At 35.0% G+C, this 16,988-nt stretch carries 14 protein-coding genes; 1 reads left to right on the top strand and 13 read right to left on the bottom strand.

Going from position 1 to position 16,988, the window contains the following annotated elements; genetic code table 11:
- Nucleotides 1–68: 68 nt before the first annotated feature.
- The 13 genes from argH to B6A10_RS15060 all read right to left on the bottom strand — a co-directional run bounded on the left by argH (nt 69) and on the right by B6A10_RS15060 (nt 14,602).
- A complete protein-coding gene (argH, locus tag B6A10_RS15120; protein WP_188221521.1) occupies nt 69–1,349 on the bottom strand; it encodes an argininosuccinate lyase in 1,281 nt (426 codons plus the stop codon).
- A gap of 142 nt (nt 1,350–1,491) precedes the next feature.
- Entirely contained in the window at nt 1,492–2,565 is a 1,074-nt protein-coding gene (locus tag B6A10_RS15115; RefSeq protein WP_055091205.1) for a M20 family metallo-hydrolase, read from the bottom strand.
- Nucleotides 2,566–2,675: 110 nt separating this feature from the next.
- On the bottom strand, nt 2,676–3,455 hold the full coding sequence (gene argB / locus B6A10_RS15110; protein WP_055090931.1) for an acetylglutamate kinase: 780 nt from the start codon (nt 3,453–3,455) through the stop codon (nt 2,676–2,678).
- A gap of 55 nt (nt 3,456–3,510) precedes the next feature.
- Complete coding sequence (locus B6A10_RS15105) at nt 3,511–4,476, bottom strand: N-acetylornithine carbamoyltransferase (RefSeq protein ID WP_188221520.1); 966 nt, start codon at nt 4,474–4,476, stop codon at nt 3,511–3,513.
- A gap of 71 nt (nt 4,477–4,547) precedes the next feature.
- Nucleotides 4,548–5,309 (bottom strand): glutamate 5-kinase, encoded by a 762-nt coding sequence (gene proB / locus B6A10_RS15100; RefSeq protein WP_188221519.1) that lies wholly within the window; start codon nt 5,307–5,309, stop codon nt 4,548–4,550.
- A 178-nt stretch (nt 5,310–5,487) separates the two neighbouring features.
- Nucleotides 5,488–6,684 carry a glutamate-5-semialdehyde dehydrogenase gene (locus B6A10_RS15095; protein WP_188221518.1) on the bottom strand — a complete coding sequence of 399 codons (1,197 nt, stop codon included), beginning with the start codon at nt 6,682–6,684 and terminating at the stop codon, nt 5,488–5,490.
- Between the two features lie 123 nt (nt 6,685–6,807).
- A complete protein-coding gene (locus tag B6A10_RS15090; protein ID WP_188221517.1) occupies nt 6,808–7,944 on the bottom strand; it encodes an aspartate aminotransferase family protein in 1,137 nt (378 codons plus the stop codon).
- A gap of 69 nt (nt 7,945–8,013) precedes the next feature.
- Nucleotides 8,014–8,991, bottom strand: coding sequence for an N-acetyl-gamma-glutamyl-phosphate reductase (gene argC, locus B6A10_RS15085; protein WP_188221516.1), 978 nt, complete (start codon nt 8,989–8,991; stop codon nt 8,014–8,016).
- Nucleotides 8,992–9,019: 28 nt separating this feature from the next.
- Nucleotides 9,020–9,427: a hypothetical protein gene (locus tag B6A10_RS15080; RefSeq protein WP_188221515.1), complete on the bottom strand. Its 408-nt coding sequence runs from the start codon at nt 9,425–9,427 to the stop codon at nt 9,020–9,022.
- 77 nt (nt 9,428–9,504) lie between these two features.
- Nucleotides 9,505–10,698 carry an argininosuccinate synthase gene (locus B6A10_RS15075; RefSeq protein WP_188221514.1) on the bottom strand — a complete coding sequence of 398 codons (1,194 nt, stop codon included), beginning with the start codon at nt 10,696–10,698 and terminating at the stop codon, nt 9,505–9,507.
- An 84-nt stretch (nt 10,699–10,782) separates the two neighbouring features.
- Nucleotides 10,783–11,406 (bottom strand): GNAT family N-acetyltransferase, encoded by a 624-nt coding sequence (locus B6A10_RS15070; RefSeq protein ID WP_026713799.1) that lies wholly within the window; start codon nt 11,404–11,406, stop codon nt 10,783–10,785.
- Between the two features lie 418 nt (nt 11,407–11,824).
- Complete coding sequence (locus B6A10_RS15065) at nt 11,825–13,003, bottom strand: hypothetical protein (RefSeq protein ID WP_188221513.1); 1,179 nt, start codon at nt 13,001–13,003, stop codon at nt 11,825–11,827.
- A 129-nt stretch (nt 13,004–13,132) separates the two neighbouring features.
- Complete coding sequence (locus B6A10_RS15060; protein WP_188221512.1) at nt 13,133–14,602, bottom strand: MFS transporter; 1,470 nt, start codon at nt 14,600–14,602, stop codon at nt 13,133–13,135.
- A 292-nt stretch (nt 14,603–14,894) separates the two neighbouring features.
- On the opposite strand from B6A10_RS15060, the gene B6A10_RS15055 reads away from it, so the two are divergent.
- On the top strand, nt 14,895–16,922 hold the full coding sequence (locus B6A10_RS15055) for a beta-N-acetylhexosaminidase (protein ID WP_188221511.1): 2,028 nt from the start codon (nt 14,895–14,897) through the stop codon (nt 16,920–16,922).
- The last annotated feature ends 66 nt before the right edge of the window (nt 16,923–16,988 follow it).

Below are 16,988 nucleotides of genomic sequence, written 5' to 3'. Positions count from 1 at the left end.
ATAGGTTTTTGTTTACAAGAAAATTATAAAGTATAAAAAAAGGTGCTTATTTAAAGCACCTTTAGCATTTAATATGAAGCATTCATTTTCTCTTTAATCTCATTCAAACAAAGGTTGTTGATACTTCCTTCGTGTGTGTGTTTGGTTGCTTTTGGCGATTGGTAATTTCCGGCTTCAATTTGCAGCGCTACTTCTTTGTAAGCATCTCTAAAAGGAATTCCTGCTGTAACCATTTCGTTCAAAGTATCCACCGTAAAAAGATAATCGTATTTTTTATCCTCTAAAATATTTTCTTTTACCTTGATATCCGGAATAGAAAAAATAGCTATATCCAAACAGGCTTTTAAGTTTTGAATCGCAGGGAAAACTCCTTCTTTTAAAAGTTGTAAATCTCTGTGGTAACCGCTTGGTAAGTTGTTGGTAATTAATGTTAACTCATAAGGTAATGCCTGAATTTTGTTGCATTTTCCACGAATTAATTCAAATACATCCGGATTCTTTTTATGTGGCATGATGCTTGAACCCGTTGTTAAATTGGCAGGTAAACCAATGAAATCAAAATTCTGACTCATGTACAAACAAACATCGTAGGCAAATTTAGCAAGTGTTCCTGCTACACTAGCCATAGCAAAAGCAACTGTTTTCTCTGATTTACCACGACTCATTTGTGCCGCAACCGAATTGTACTTTAACGTACTAAAACCCATTTCCTTTGTGGTAAAAGTTCGGTCAATAGGGAAGGAGCTTCCGTATCCAGCAGCCGAACCCAATGGATTTTGATCGACAACTTTTAAAGCAGCATTCAGCATACTCATATCATCAATTAAACTTTCAGCATAAGCCGAAAACCACATTCCAAAAGAACTTGGCATTGCAATTTGCAAATGCGTATAACCTGGCAATAATACGTTTTGGTACTTTTCAGCAGAAGCCATCAATAAATCAAACAATGATTTTACCTGTTGTTTTAATTGTAAAACTTCTTCTTTTAAGTACAAATTCATATCCACTAAAACCTGATCATTACGGGAACGGGCCGTATGGATTTTTTTTCCGGCATCGCCAACTTTTTGGGTCAATAAATATTCGACTTTTGAATGTACGTCTTCAAATGAATCTTCGATAGTGAAATTTCCAGCTTTAATATCTTCCAGAATTTCTGCTAATGCGCCCAGTAAATCTTCGCATTCCTGAATAGTAATTAAGCCAATTTTGGCAAGCATTTTTGCCTGCGCAATATTTCCGGTTACATCGTGTTTGGCTAAAATTAAATCTAATTCTCTATCGTTTCCAACAGTAAATAAGTCGATTTGTTTATCTGTTGGTATTCCTTTTTCCCAAAGTTTCATAATTCTGTGTTTTTGTTTCGCAAAGATTCTCAGAGTACACCAAGAGATTCGCAAAGTTGTTTTTTAGCCCCGATAGCAGCGAAAATCCTTTTGTTTTTTTCTTTAAAAAATAAAAGATTGAAGCGAATAGCGGGATTAGCTACTAAATATTTTTAAAGAAATCAGAAAGTATTTTGATATACAATTCGATTCCTTCTTCGATTTCGTTTAGATAAATAAATTCGTCAGCCGAGTGCGAACGTAAACTGTCTCCAGGTCCTAATTTTAAGGATTTACAGCTTAAAACGGACTGATCAGAAAGCGTGGGCGAACCATAAGTAGTGCGACCTAATGCAATTCCGGCCTGAACTAATCCGTGCGAAACCGGAATAGAAGAAGCGTTTAAGTGCATCGAACGCGGGTTGACTTCGGCATTTACATTTTCACGAACTGTGGCTAAAATTTCTTTGTTGTTGTAACAATCGTTTACCCGAATATCTACAACCAAATCACATTCAGAAGGCACTACATTGTGCTGTTTTCCGGCATTGATTTGGGTTACGGTCATTTTTACAGGACCTAAAACCTCCGATATTTTTTCGAATTGGTAGTTTTTGAACCATTCGATTGCTGCTAATGTATTATAAATTGGATTATCCGGATTGTTATGTGCTGCGTGGCTGGCAGTTCCTTTTACTTTTACGTCTAAAACCAGCAAACCTTTTTCGGCTACGGCCAATTGCATTAAAGTAGGTTCGCCTACAATAGCGCATTCTAATTCCGGTAAGTGCTTTAAAACGCTGTTTAATCCGTTTTTACCACTGCTTTCTTCTTCGGCCGAAGCTACCATTACGATGTTGTAAGGCAGGTTTTCACTGGCATAAAAATGGGTAAAAGTTGCTAACAGGGAAACTAAACAACCTCCGGCATCATTACTTCCCAAACCGTATAATTTTCCGTCTTCTACAATGGCTTTGAAAGGGTCATTAGTGTAAGCCTGATTAGGTCTTACCGTGTCGTGATGGGAATTTAAAAGTAGGGTTGGTTTGTTTTCGTTAAAATTTTTATTGAATGCCCAAACATTGTTATTCTCTCTCTTGAAAGGTATTCCGTTTTGGTTAAACCAATTTTCTATTAAAAGCGCTGTTTGTTGCTCTTCACTGGAAAAGGAAGGCGTTTCAATTAGGCTTTTTAATAAATTAATTGCTTCTTGAGTAAGTGTTTCGATGTTTTTCATTTTTTGTTTTTTTTCCAATAAGTAGTTGGCTTTTTGGAGTTTTTTTTAGAAGTTTTTCTTCTAATTTTTTTTAAACGGGATCATTTTGATTTGCAATCAAATGATGTGGTTTACAGTTGAATGGTGGTGCAAACGGCGTCTGCATTTTTCAACATTTTATGATGTCCGATTTTAATTTTTTGAACACCTTTTGATAAACTGTTAAAACAGTTATCTAATTTAGGAATCATCCCGGAATGGATAGCACCTTCGTCTTTTAATTTGGCATACAAAGGAGAGTCTATTTGCGCAATTACTGAAGAATCGTCTTCGGCATCGTACAAAACACCCGGTTTTTCGAAGCAATAATTTAGAGTTACTTCAAAAACTTCCGACAAACCGATAGCTAATTCACTGGCAATAGTATCGGCATTGGTGTTTAATAATTGTCCGTTTTTATCGTGTGTGATGGCACAAAATACCGGAGTAATATCCAATTCAATTAGTTTTTGCAATAAAGGCGTATTGATTTTTTTGACATCGCCCACAAATCCATAATCAATAGTAGGGTGATTTCTTTTTTCCGAAAGGATAAGATTTCCATCAGCACCGGTAAAACCTACGGCATTTGTTCCGTTTGCCTGTAATTCGGCCACCACATTTTTATTGATTTGCCCCGCATAAATCATCACTGCAATATCCAGCATAGGTGCATCGGTAATTCTTCTACCGTCAACCATTTTTGGTGTTAAGCCTACGCTTTGTGCCATTTTAGTCGCTGATTTTCCTCCACCGTGAACTAATACTTTGTAGCCCTCTATTTTAGAAAAATCAGAAAGAAACTGAGTCAGTTCTGTTGGATTGTCGATGATGTTTCCACCTATTTTAATTACTGTAAGTTGTTGTTTCATGATATTGGGTTATTGCTTGAAAAAGTATAAAAATAAAGCGTCTTAAAAAAACAATTTATTCCTTTACCTTCTTTTTAGAAATAGATTTCAATATTTTCTTTAATACTAATTGAGCCGAATAGGTTCTGTTATTTGCTTGTTGAATAACAATAGAATTTTCGCTGTCAATAACTTCGTCGGTTACAATTACATTACGTCTTACCGGTAAACAGTGCATGAATTTGGCGTTATTTGTCAACGCCATTTTTTCAGCAGTTACAGTCCAGTTGGTATCCGCATTAGTAATTTGTCCGTATTCGATATAGTTACTCCAGTTTTTGGCATAAATAAAATCGGCGTTTTCAAAAGCTTTATCCTGATCGTATTCAATTTTTGAATCTTTAGTGATTTCAGGATTCAATTCGTAACCTTCCGGATGTGTGATTACAAAATCAGCGTTCTGTTTTTGCATCATTTCTACAAAAGAATTCGCAACCGCCTGTGGTAACGCCTTAGGGTGCGGAGCCCAGGTTAGAACCACTTTTGGTCTATGTGGGGTTTTGAATTCTTCCATGGTGATGGCATCTGCCAAAGACTGTAGTGGGTGTCCCGTACAGCCTTCCATATTTACAACCGGTACTGTGGCATATTTTAAAAAGCCTGCCAAAACCATTTCGGCATTGTCCTTTTCTTTATCAATTAATCCGGCAAAAGCTCTGATAGCAATAATATCACAATATTGAGAGACAACTTCGGCAGCTTCTTTAATGTGTTCCGAAGCGCCCTGACTCATAATCGCACCGTCTTCAAATTCTAATGTCCATCCTTCGCTGGTAAAGTTCATTACCATCACATTCATCCCTAAATTTAAGGCTGCTTTTTGTGTACTCAAACGGGTTCTTAAACTTGGATTGAAAAACAACATCCCTAAGGTTTTGTCTTTTCCTAATTTCTTGTTCTTAAGTGGGTTCTTCTTGATTTTAAGAGCGTCTTGAACCCATTCTGACAAATTATCTATGTCCTGAATTGAAATATAGTTCATTTTTTTTACTGTTTAATCGGTTATTTGTTTATTATGTTTAACCGTATAACCGACTAAACATATAAACTTAATTATACAATTTTTGTAAATGCTATTTTATTTGCCAAAGCATTTAAGATGAAATTGTCATTTAAGCCATTTACGACCCAGGTTTCTATTTGGGCTTCCTTGGCGATGGCTGCTGCTTCAATTTTAGATTGCATACCTCCTGTACCGTGAGAAGATTTTGTATCACCAATTTCTTTTTCTAAATCTTTCAGGTTTTCTACCGATAAAATAGTTTTAGGAACACCATTGCTCATTGATTCTTTGGTGTAAAAACCATCGGTATTTGTGGCAATAATCAGAATATCAACTTTTAATAAAACCGCGGTTAAAGCCGCTAATTTATCGTTGTCACCAAACTTAATTTCATCAGTAGCTACGGTATCATTTTCGTTGATGATAGGAATGTAGTTGTTTTTAACTAATACATTAATCGTATTTACGATATTTTTCTTAGTTTGTTCTTTTTCAAAATCTGAATAAGAAAGCAAACATTGTGAAGTATGTAAACCTAAATCTTTGAAATTTTCATTGTAAATCCGCATCAGATGTGGCTGACCAATAGAAGCCAAAGCCTGTTTTACAAAAACATCTTTGTCGTTATTGTCTAGTTTTACAAATTGTTTGGCCGCAGCAATAGCTCCAGAACTTACAATGATAAATTCATATTCATCGTTCAAAGCAGCGATTTGCATACCAATATCCTCAATCTTTCCTCTCGAAATATGATTGGTTTCCCTGGTTAGAGTATTACTGCCTAATTTTAATAAAATTCTTTTTTTTGCCATTGTTTTAACCGCAAAGGGCTTTTTTTAACCACAAAGTACACAAAGCTAATCGCAAAGTGCACAAAGTTTTTTATTTCTTTTACTTTATAAAACAAGGTTCACAAAGTAGTATTTAATCTTTTTTATTCTCGACTGCGCTCGAACTGACAACTCACAACTGACAACCGAACACTGCAAACTAACGAACTTGTCCTTCTCCGTAAATATACCATTTGTTAGTTACCAAATGCTGTAACCCAATTGGCCCGCGTTGGTGTAATTTATCGGTACTTATGGCTAATTCACCGCCTAAACCAAATTGTCCACCGTCAGTGAATCGGGTAGAGGCATTGTGATAAACCGAAGAAGCATCAATGTTTTCCATAAATTCCTGCGCAATGGTTTTGTCTTCTGTAATAATCGAAGCCGAATGTCCTCCGCAATATTTATTAATCATTTCAATCGCTTCCTGATTCGAATTTACTGTTCCGATGACAATTTTGTAATCTAAAAATTCTTCGTACCAAATCAAATCATTTTCAATGGTCGGAATTTGAGTAGCGTTTGCAATAGCTTCGTCGCCTAAAACCGTAACGTTATAACTTTTTAATTTAGTTACTAATTCATTAGCAAAGCTTTGCCAATTTGGTAAATTTACATCAATCAATACTTTATCTAAAGCATTACAAACTGATATATTTGAGGTTTTTCCGTTGATGATAATATTCATCGCTTTGTCTAAATCAGCGTCGGCATTGATGTATAAAAAGTTATTTCCGCGACCGCTTACAATCACCGGACAACTCGCGTGTTTTTTAGTGAATTCGATGAGTTTCTCACCTCCGCGTGGCACGATTAAATCCACTCTTTGCGTTGGTTTTTCTAAGAAAGCCTGAGTTTGCACTCTGTCATAATTCAAATATTCTACCCAGTCCGTAGAAACTCCGTTTTCTGCCAAAGCCTGATGCCAAAGGCTTACAATCTTTTGGTTAGAAAGCAAGGATTCTTTACCACCTTTCAATAAAATTTTGTTTCCAGACTTAAAAGCAATTCCTCCCGCCTCAACGGTTACGTCCGGGCGGGATTCATAAATAATCAAAATCGTTCCAAAAGCAGCCGTTTTATTGCTGATTCTCATGCCGTTGTCATGAGTGAATTCATAACGAATTTGCCCCACAGGATCTTCCTGAGACGCTAATTGTTGTACCGAAAGTATCATTCCGTCCACTTTAGCATCGTCAACGAGTAAACGTTTTTCCATAGCCAAATCTTCGCCGTTATAATTGGCTAAATCCTGCTGATTGATGGCTTTCAAAGCTTCTCTTTCCTGTTCTAAAAGTTCCGCCATTCGGGTCAATACAGCGTTTCTTTTGTCTATGGATAATAATGTATTCATTGATTTTTTTATTTAATCATTACAAAAGCTGTTTAAATTTGCGGAATCTGGGTGAAAAAAATTAGCACGCAGATTTTACAGATTTTAGCAGATTCTAAAAATTATAATATATTAATCGAAATATTATTTCAATTCAGCTAAGGATTCCTGTAATGCTTTGATAAATGTGTCAATCGCATCAGTTGTAATCGTTAGCGGCGGAAGGATTCTCAATAAGTTTTTATTGTTAGCACCTCCTGTGAAAATATATTTTTCGATAATCATTTTCTTTCTCAAAGCACTCACGTCAAAGTCAAATTCAACTCCTAACATTAGTCCTTTTCCTTTTACCTGTTTGATTTCAGGAATTACTTTAATCGCTTCAAAGAAATATTCAGAAACTTTATTGGTGTTTTCAATTAGTTTTTTATCAGCCATCACGTCTAAAACCGCAATTCCGGCAGCACAAGCTAAGTGGCTTCCGCCAAAAGTAGTTCCTAATAAACCATAACTAGCCTGGAATTTAGGAGAAATCAAAACGCCTCCAATAGGGAAACCGTTTCCCATACCTTTAGCAGTTGTTACAATATCCGGATTGATTCCGTGGTGTTGAAAAGCAAAGAATTTTCCGCTTCTTCCGTAACCGGATTGTACTTCGTCTAAAATTAAAACAACGTCGTTTGCTTTACAAGCTTTTTCAAGCGCTTGGAAAAATTCGGTTGTTCCCTGATCTAAACCACCCACACCTTGAATTGGTTCGATGATAACCGCACAAACATCTCCTTTTTGTAATTCTGCTTCAACCAATTCGATTTGGTTTAAAGGAAGGAAAGTAACTACTTGTTGTGCATTTAATGGAGCAACAATTTTTTTATTGTCGGTAACCGCTACAGCCGCTGATGTTCTTCCGTGAAAAGAATTATCAAAAGCAATTACTCTTGATTTATTCGTATGAAAAGAGGCTAGTTTTAAAGCATTCTCGTTGGCTTCAGCGCCAGAACTACACAAGAATAAACTAAAATCAGTTAAGCCGGAAGCTTTTCCTAATTTTTCAGCTAATTCTACTTGTAACGGATTTTGGATAGCATTCGAGTAAAAACTCAAATTATCCAATTGCTCTTTTACTTTAGCCACATAATCCGGTTGGGTGTGACCAATAGAAATTACTCCGTGACCAGAGTATAAATCTAAATATTCAGTTCCTTTTTCGTCGTAAATAGTGCAATCTACTGCTTTTACAGGCGTGATAGGATATAATGGGTAAACGTCAAATAAGTTCATTTTTTTACAGTTTAAATGTTTAATCGTTTATTCGGTTAATCGATTTAACGATTGACCGATTAAACTTTTTTAGAATCCACAAGGTTTTAGGTGTAATCCAGTTGTTTCTTCCAGTCCAAACATCAAGTTCATGTTTTGAACGGCCTGACCGGAGGCACCTTTTAATAAATTATCAATAATTGATGTTATTAACACCCGGTTTCCTTTTTTCATTAAACTGATGATACATTTGTTGGTTTGAACCACCTGTTTCACGTTGATGTTTGTGGTTGTAACCGTTACAAATGGCTGATCTTTATAAAAAGCCTCGTATTTAGCCACTAAATCTTCTAAACTCTCTTCTGATTTGGTATATAATGTAGCAAAAATTCCTCTTGGAAAATCCCCTCTGTTAGGAATAAAAATCAATTCATCAGAATAAGAAGCTTGTAACTGATTGATGCTTTGGTTGATTTCGCCTAAATGTTGGTGTTCAAAAGCTTTATAGTGCGAAAAATTGTTGTTTCTCCAACTAAAATGAGAAGTAGCCGACAAGCCTACACCTGCACCAGTACTTCCTGTTGTAGCATTGATGTGAACATCTTCGGTTAATTTTCCATCTGCTGCCAAGGGTAATAAAGCCAATTGAATAGCTGTTGCAAAACAACCCGGATTAGCGATATAATTTGCTGATTGAATATCGGTTTTGTTTAGTTCAGGCAAGCCATAAACAAATGATTTTCCGTCGAATTCTTTATCTTTTGTCAAACGGAAATCATTTCCTAAGTCGATAATTTTCGCTGTATCAGAAAATTTATTATTCTCTAAAAAAGCAATTGATTTTCCGTGTCCTAAACACAAGAAAACAACATCTACATTAGGATTAACAACATCGGTAAAATTCATTTCAATATCACCCATTAAATCCTGATGCGCAATAGAAAGTGATTTTCCGGCATTAGTAGTACTGTAAACAAAATCTAGTTCGGCATTTGGGTGAAACATCAGGATTCTGATTAATTCTCCTGCTGTATATCCCGATCCGCCTATTATTCCAACTTTAATCATAGTTTATTTATTTTTTCTAATGTTTTGGCTATTCATTTACAATAGTAAACTTAGTTGATACAAATTTCACATAAAAAGACTGGATTTGTTCCGGACTCAGAGATTGGGTATCATGTGGCGATTCTACATTATAAACTTCTGTATAACTAGAATTTGCCTCAATATTGATATATGGATCCTGAGGTAGTCTTTTTATTGGTGTTAGTACTAATCCATTGTAATTCAAAGTAACAGTTGTGTAACCTTGAATAGCAAAATCATTAGGATTTGTGTATTTTATTTCATAATGTAATCGAGACGAACTATTACCTGTATCAGGGATAAATTCAAAAAATAAAACTTCACTTGAAATTTCTTTTGTTGTTGTTTCTGCATCATTCGCACATCCCATAAATAATAGGAAAATAGGGAAAAATAATAACAATTTGTTTTTCATAGTCCAAGTTTGTTTTGAATTCAATGATAGATTCGATTCACCTTTTTTACAAATTCCTTTCCATTTAGAAAAGAAGTTTATTCATAAGACTCTTTATTTACTGAAGAGAAAATATTTTGAGCATTACCTAAAATTTTGATGAATCCTTTAGCATCTTCTGATGTCCAGGCATTGTTCATTTCACCATACTGACCGAAACCAGTGTTCATTAAATCGTTTTCTGATTCAATTCCGTCTAATGAAAAGTGGTAAGGTTTCAAAGAAACAAATACTTTTCCGTTCACTGTTTTTTGAGTGTCTTCAAGGAAAGTCTCAATGTTACGCATTACCGGATCTAAGAACTGTCCTTCGTGGAATAACATTCCGTACCAGTTTCCTAGTTGTTCTTTCCAGTATTGTTGCCATTTACCAAGAGTGTGTTTCTCTAATAAATGGTGTGCTTTGATGATAATTAATGGAGCAGCAGCTTCAAAACCAACTCTTCCTTTGATTCCGATAATCGTATCACCTACGTGAATATCTCTACCGATTGCATACGCATTCGCTAATTTTTCTAAGGCAACGATATTGTTAGATGGTTTGTCAGCAACGCCGTTGATAGCAATCAATTCTCCTTTTTTGAATTCCAAAGTCACTTTTTCTTCACCTTCTTTTTGTAATTGAGAAGGGTAAGCCTCGCCAGGTAGCGGATCTTTAGAAGTTAAAGTTTCTTTACCTCCAACAGAAGTTCCCCAAAGACCTTTGTTGATAGAATATTGTGCTTTTTCCCAAGAATAGTGCACTCCGTTTTTTATTAAGTAATCTACTTCTTCCTGTCTTGATAATTTCAAATCACGGATAGGAGTGATAATTTCGATTTCCGGAGCGATAGTTTGGAAAATTAAGTCAAAACGAATTTGGTCGTTTCCGGCGCCGGTACTTCCGTGAGCAATAGCACTTGCACCAACCGATTTAGCATATTTGATAGCCTCGATAGCCTGAAAAACACGCTCAGCACTTACTGATAGTGGGTAGGTGTTGTTTTTTAAAACATTACCATAAATCAAATATTTAATTGCTTTATCGTAATATTTGTCAAGAATGGTCAAATTAGCATGTTGAGCACTTCCTAATTCGTAGGCTCTTTTTTCAATTGCTGCTAATTCTTCTTCATCAAAACCTCCTGTATTAATTAATACGGTGTGAACTTCATATCCTTTTTCATTTTTTAAATATTTAAGGCAATATGAGGTATCTAAACCTCCACTATAAGCTAATACAACTTTTTTCATTTTTCTGGATCTATGGGCTATCTGCTGTTCGGTTTAAAGGAACTTAACTTCAAGCTGATTATGTATAATTTATTTTTGTTCGTTTTATTTGTTTTCTAAAAAAAGAGCCTGTTTGATTTTTTTTAATCGGTTCCAAATTCTCACATTAAAAGGATGTTTTGGCGGATCTTTTGGTTTTTCGGCCGGATCGTAAAGCATTCCGGTACACAAACACATTTTGTAATCTTTACTTTTTAAGATTTCAAAGTTAGTACAGGTTTTACAACCGGACCAAAATGTAGGATCGCTGGTTAATTCAGAAAAAGGTACCGGTTTATAACCCAACTCCGAATTGATTTTCATTACCGCTAATCCTGTGGTAATTCCAAAAACTTTAGCTCCCGGATATTTTTGTAAGGAATAATCAAATACAAAGCTTTTGATTTTTTTAGCTAAACCAAGATTTCTAAAATCAGGATGTACAATCAAACCTGAGTGTGCAACAAATTTTCCATGTTGCCAACTTTCGATATAGCAGAAACCTGCAAAATCCCCATTTTTATCCAAAGCGATAACAGCATCTCTGTTAGTCATTTTTTTCTGGATATATTCAGGAGTTCTTTTTGCTATTCCGGTTCCTCTCAATAAGGCAGAAGTTTCTATCGTATCACAAATAATTTGTGCATACTTAAAATGTTCTTCCTGAGCTATAACAATAGAGATATTCATTTCAAAAGATGAATTTTGGGTTAAAAAATGTGAAATAATGATAATTTAATACTAAACCTTTTTTGAAATTGACTGCAAAATTAACATAATAAAACCAACAAGAAAAAATGTGGGAATATAAAATGTGTGATTTTTTGTTTTCGGGATAAGTTAATCCAACGGATAACGGTTCTAATTTCAATTTGGTACTGATAAAAAATGAATAATTAAACGAATGATTTTTAGATACTAGAATAGTATCCGTACTTCGGGCGAAGTAATCGGTCCGTTTAACCGTGACAAAAAGGTAATATGTGCACTCTTGTAATTCATTGATGCAAAAGTACACATATTTTTTTAACTGAGTAAGCTTTTATGATTTATTTTAACTTTTGTGAGTTTTGGTTAAAATATTGATTGTTAGGTTTTTGATTTGAAATTAAAATCTGTTTTTTGTTAAAATTCCTTTTAATTTCGCTTTTAAATCTTCTCCGGTGTCAAAAACCATCTGTTCGTTGCTTGGAAACGGAATTAATTTTCGGCTAAAATAAGGGTAATAAGCTTCTTCCGTAGCTCTTTTATCGCCTTTGTACGTGGCATAATCATTTTTAAAAACCGATTCACTTGCGATGGGAAAAGATTTTAAAAGCTGTTTGTTTTTAAAATCAAGATAATCCACGTTAGCAGCGACTTGACAGGCTTTATATTGGTTAAATTCCCGAATTCTGATTACAATTGTTTTTAAATTATCTACTTTGATTACTTTTCCTAGACTGTCTTTAACCGGTTTGCCGTTTTTGTCCAAAAGGTCTTTCAGTCCGTCTTTGATTTGTTTTTCTTTTACAAATTCTTTCTCTTTAATTTGTTCCGGACTAATCACAATATCTCTAAAATTGACGATAATTTGGTAATCGTATTTAATTTGTTTTTGCAAAGTACTGTGATATACTGTCCATTTGTCGTTCATTCCGTAGGTGTTAAAATCGAGTAAATCGTTTTGTAAATCCATCGGAATAAGCATGTTGGTTTGATTGCGTAAAACAACATTTACATAGTATTTTCCCTTGTTTAGTGCTTCTTCCTGTAGTTGTAAAGTGTTTTGATAGTTGGGATTAATTTGGTTCAGATATTCCAAATCGTCATAAGCTTTTCTGAAATCTAATTTATTGGTTGATTTTAAAAGTGCTTTGCTGTTTTCGTATAAATATTCCGAAAGAGCATTTTTGCTGTCAACGATTTGTTTGTTGTAATTATCAAAAGAAAATTTGGCATTTTTGCCTTCTTTTAATAATCGTAAAGGGAGTAAAGGTTTGATTTTTTCCTGACGATTATTTAGCTGAATATAAGTATTGTATATTCTTTCAAGATTAACCGGATTTTTGTCCTGTTCCAATAAATTCAGCTGGTTTAAGTCTCTTTCTTTAGCTTTGTAAAAGGCTTCTTCCAGTAAATAAACATATTCCTGATTGCCTTTTTTGTCTTTATTGCTGCGCAAATTATTGATGGCGTTATCTATGGCTTCGTCATAATTTCCGGAAGTGAGTAAGTTACGGGTTTGCTTGACGCCGCAGGAGAGGATAAAGAAAAAGAGAGCGAGTAGGGGTAGTTGTTTTTTCATTTTTAATAATTTGGAACAAATATATTTTTAAAAATTAATTTATTGAAACGATTGCGGTTAAATTCGATAGTGATTAAAATAAACAAAGCCGTCAAAAATGACGGCTTTGTTGGTTGAAACATGTTTGTGTTAGTGAGAGCCACCTTCGGTTTCAATATGTGTTATTCCTTGTTTTCTTAGGATTTTTGGGCAATAAAAACCGTAAAAAGCGAGATAGGCAAAACCTAAAAGAGGAATAATGTATGAGAAATGTGTCCAGGAAATTCCAAAAATACCTTCCGGACTAGTGAGATCAAAATCACAAATTCGTCCCTGGATTAACGGAATTACCCCGCCGCCTAAAATCATCATAATTAAGAAAGAAGAAGCTTTTCCGGTGTTTTTTCCCAGTCCGGCAATAGCCAAATCAAAAATGGATGGCCACATGATTGACAGAAATAATCCGCCGGAAATGAAAAAGAATTTGGCAATTTCCCTATCCGGATAAACTAATCCGATAAACATCATTGCTAAACCTGAAAACCCAAAGAGCATCAGTGTTTTTCCTGCATTTTTTCCGCCAATAAAACTCATCAGAATAAAAAATAAAATCCAGATTGGGTAAATATAAAAGGCAGAAACTTCGTGTTCGGCAAAAATATTGGTAAAAATAATTACGCCAAAAGCAATCGCAGGAACTATAAATTTAAGCAACATATTGGTGGTTTTGGAAGTGTCGAATACGTTTACACCTCCGTTCCAGCGACCAATCATCAAACTTCCCCAGTACAAAGCAATAAAAGGAGGGATGGCTTCTTCCAAAATATTTCCAAATTCGTTTGTTTTCAATAAAGCAGGCAGGTTACTGATGATGGTAACTTCAGTTCCTACATAAATAAAAATCGCCAGCATCCCTAAATACAACTGCGGATAATCTAAGATGCTGAAGTTTTTGTGTCCGTGTTCAATTTTAGCTTCTTCCTGTTTTACAGGATCTTCAATTTTGGAGAAAAGCATAAAAAGTGCTACAGCAATAAAAGCGCAGCCTAAAATGATAAACGGAAATTTAATGTCTTCCAATGAAAGGGCTGTTTTTTTGTTATTTCCCATTCCGAATAATGCGATTCCCAATAAAATAGCTCCAATGGTAGTTCCGAATGAATTGACACCACCAGCCAGAGTTAATCTGTGTGCTCCTGTGGCGGGACTTCCCATTTTAATCGCTAACGGATTGGCTACGATTTGCTGGATAGAAAAACCCAGGCCAACCGTAAATAGGGCGGTCAGGAAAAATGTAAAACTTTCCATTGTGGCAGCAGGAACAAATAAAAAGGAACCAAACGCTGAGAGTGTTAATCCGGCAGCTAATGTTTTTTTGTATCCAAATTTTTGTAAAACATCGGATTTTAATGAGATTAAAAAGAAGATAATCGAACCCACAAAATAGGCGGCATAAAATGCCCAGGCGACTAATTGCGATTGCACCTGTGATAAGGTAAATACCTTTTTGAAAACCGGGATTAAAATGTCATTGGCTGAACCAACAAATCCCCAGAAGAAAAACACGGATACCAGCGAAATAAACTGTCCCCATTTCGTATTTGAATTTTCGGAATTCATAAATTTTAAGATGTTTTTTTTAGTTAAATGCTATTTATTGTATGAAGTTTTTAGGTAAATGTATTTTTAATTTTTTTTATTTCAAAAACTTGGATTTCCTTTTTACTCCTGAAAATCCGCTTTTTCGACGAAACGTTATAATTGTACATACTTTCGACAGATTTGTACATGTTTTTGGTTTTGTGAAAGTAAGTTTTTACTTTCTTTAAAAATTCAATGGAGAGATTTTGAATTTTGATCTTAAGAAGTCATAAGATTTGATTAAATTACGATTGTCAAAATTTAGAATATTATGAGATATCTGCCCGCGTTTTTATTATTTGTTTTTGTTTCCAATGCCCAAATAAAAAAAGACCAATTAAATCTGATGCCGTGGCCTCAAAAAATAGAAATTTCAAATGCTGTTTTTCTACTCAATAAGGACTTTAAAGTCAATATTACAGGAAATCCTAATCCTAGAGTTTTTAAAGCTGCTACTCAGTTTTTAAGGCGTTTAGACCAGCGTACCGGCTTGTTTTTCAATCAGGGATTTATCACTAAAACCAATGAATTTCCTGAAGCTAACTTGCAAATCAATTGTTTGCGTGAAGGTAAAGTAGGCATAACGGAGGATGAAAGTTACCAACTAGCAGTTAATACGAATAAAATTACTATAAATGCAACTACCGATTTAGGAGCTATGCACGCCATAGAAACTTTATGTCAATTGCTTCATAATAATGGAACTCAGTTTTATTTTCCCTCGGTTGAAATTAATGATAATTCCAGGTTTGCATGGCGTGGTTTAATGATTGATGAAGCCAGACATTTTCAGCCGGTAGATGTTATTAAACGAAATTTGGACGGAATGGCCGCGATGAAAATGAATGTTTTTCATTGGCATTTAGTTGATGATCAGGGATGGCGCATTGAAATTAAAAAACATCCTAAATTAACCGAATTGGCTTCTAATGGTTCTTTTTACACTCAGGAAGAAATCAAAGACGTGGTACAATATGCCAATGAGAAAGGAATTATGGTTGTTCCGGAAATTGACGTTCCGGGACATGCTTCGGCAATACTAACGGCTTACCCGGAAATTGGCAGTAAAACAGACAATCAAACCGCTTATTCTGTTTCGGTAAAATCAGGAATTCATAATCCGACGCTAGATCCAGTTAATCCTAAAACCTATCAATTGTTAAGCGAAATTTTTGATGAAGTTTGTCCGTTGTTTCCAAGTCCTTATTTTCACATTGGTGGCGACGAAAATAATGGCAAAGAATGGGATTCTAATCCGAAAATTCAGGAATTTAAAAAGAAAAATCATTTGAAAACCAATCATGATTTGCAAACGTATTTCAATATGAAATTAGTTCCCATGTTAAAAAAACATGGAAAGCAAGTAATGGGATGGGAGGAAATTATGACCCAAGACATGTCTAAAGAAGCGATTATTCATGCCTGGCGGGGCGTAAACGAAGGGATGAAGCCGGGTGAGGCTGTTGTTAAGGCTGTGAAAAACGGTTATCAAACAGTTTTGTCTAATGGTTATTATATCGATTTAATGCTTTCGGTAGATTCTCATTATTTGAATGATCCGATGCCGAAAAATGTTGATTTTACCGCAGCAGAAAAAGCAAGAGTTCTGGGGGGCGAAGCAACCATGTGGAGTGAACTAGTAACGCCACTGACGATAGATTCCAGAATTTGGCCCCGAACAGCTGCCATTGCCGAAAGATTATGGTCGAATGATACAGTGACAAATTTGGAAAGTATGCACAAAAGGCTGAAAAAAATTTCGTTTCGACTGGAAGAAATTGGTTTAACACACATTCGAAATAAAGAAGTGATTTTGAGAAATATTGCTAATTATCAGGGTACTAAAGCGCTGAATGATTTTACCAAAATTTGCGAACCTTATAAAGTGTACAAACGCAACGGTGGCGGAAAAAAATATTTTATGTTTTCGCCTTTAACCTTATTTGCCGATGCCTGTAATGCTGATGCTCCTGATGCTTATGAGTTTAATAAAGCAGTTAATCGATATCTGATTGATAAAGATGAGCTGTCGCAAAGTGAGATTATTTATTATTTGAAGCAGTGGATTAATATGAATGATGAGTTGATTGTTTTTAGCAAAAATGCGCCTTTAATTCAACCAGTTTTACCAATGGCGCAGCAGTTAAGCACCATTGCTGTTGAATTAGTGGCCAACTTAGAAAACAAAAAAGCACTCAATAAAACGCTAATTCAGGAAAATCTAAAATTGCTGAATGAACGTAATTCTGCCGATGTGGAACTGGCCATTTATGAGAGTTTGAAGAAGTTGGCAGAATAATTTTTTTCACATTTGACTACTTTATGAAAGTTGTCAAATGTGAAAAAAACTCGTTTATCTGATAGT

It is taken from the genome of Flavobacterium pokkalii (assembly GCF_014596575.1).
Lineage (GTDB): Bacteria > Bacteroidota > Bacteroidia > Flavobacteriales > Flavobacteriaceae > Flavobacterium > Flavobacterium pokkalii.
Note: the sequence above shows the minus strand (reverse complement) of the source record. Positions and strands in the feature narration are given on the sequence as shown.

Excerpts from the sequence above, each read along its gene's own strand:
- argH (WP_188221521.1), bottom strand. The coding sequence starts at position 1,349 with ATGAAACTTTGGGAAAAAGGAATACCAACAGATAAACAAATCGACTTA.
- B6A10_RS15105 (WP_188221520.1), bottom strand. The coding sequence starts at position 4,476 with ATGAACTATATTTCAATTCAGGACATAGATAATTTGTCAGAATGGGTT.
- argC (WP_188221516.1), bottom strand. The coding sequence starts at position 8,991 with ATGATTAAAGTTGGAATAATAGGCGGATCGGGATATACAGCAGGAGAA.
- B6A10_RS15070 (WP_026713799.1), bottom strand. The coding sequence starts at position 11,406 with ATGAATATCTCTATTGTTATAGCTCAGGAAGAACATTTTAAGTATGCA.
- B6A10_RS15115 (WP_055091205.1), bottom strand. The coding sequence starts at position 2,565 with ATGAAAAACATCGAAACACTTACTCAAGAAGCAATTAATTTATTAAAA.
- B6A10_RS15080 (WP_188221515.1), bottom strand. The coding sequence starts at position 9,427 with ATGAAAAACAAATTGTTATTATTTTTCCCTATTTTCCTATTATTTATG.
- B6A10_RS15075 (WP_188221514.1), bottom strand. The coding sequence starts at position 10,698 with ATGAAAAAAGTTGTATTAGCTTATAGTGGAGGTTTAGATACCTCATAT.
- argB (WP_055090931.1), bottom strand. The coding sequence starts at position 3,455 with ATGAAACAACAACTTACAGTAATTAAAATAGGTGGAAACATCATCGAC.
- B6A10_RS15065 (WP_188221513.1), bottom strand. The coding sequence starts at position 13,003 with ATGAAAAAACAACTACCCCTACTCGCTCTCTTTTTCTTTATCCTCTCC.
- B6A10_RS15055 (WP_188221511.1), top strand. The coding sequence starts at position 14,895 with ATGAGATATCTGCCCGCGTTTTTATTATTTGTTTTTGTTTCCAATGCC.
- B6A10_RS15095 (WP_188221518.1), bottom strand. The coding sequence starts at position 6,684 with ATGAATACATTATTATCCATAGACAAAAGAAACGCTGTATTGACCCGA.
- B6A10_RS15090 (WP_188221517.1), bottom strand. The coding sequence starts at position 7,944 with ATGAACTTATTTGACGTTTACCCATTATATCCTATCACGCCTGTAAAA.
- B6A10_RS15060 (WP_188221512.1), bottom strand. The coding sequence starts at position 14,602 with ATGAATTCCGAAAATTCAAATACGAAATGGGGACAGTTTATTTCGCTG.
- proB (WP_188221519.1), bottom strand. The coding sequence starts at position 5,309 with ATGGCAAAAAAAAGAATTTTATTAAAATTAGGCAGTAATACTCTAACC.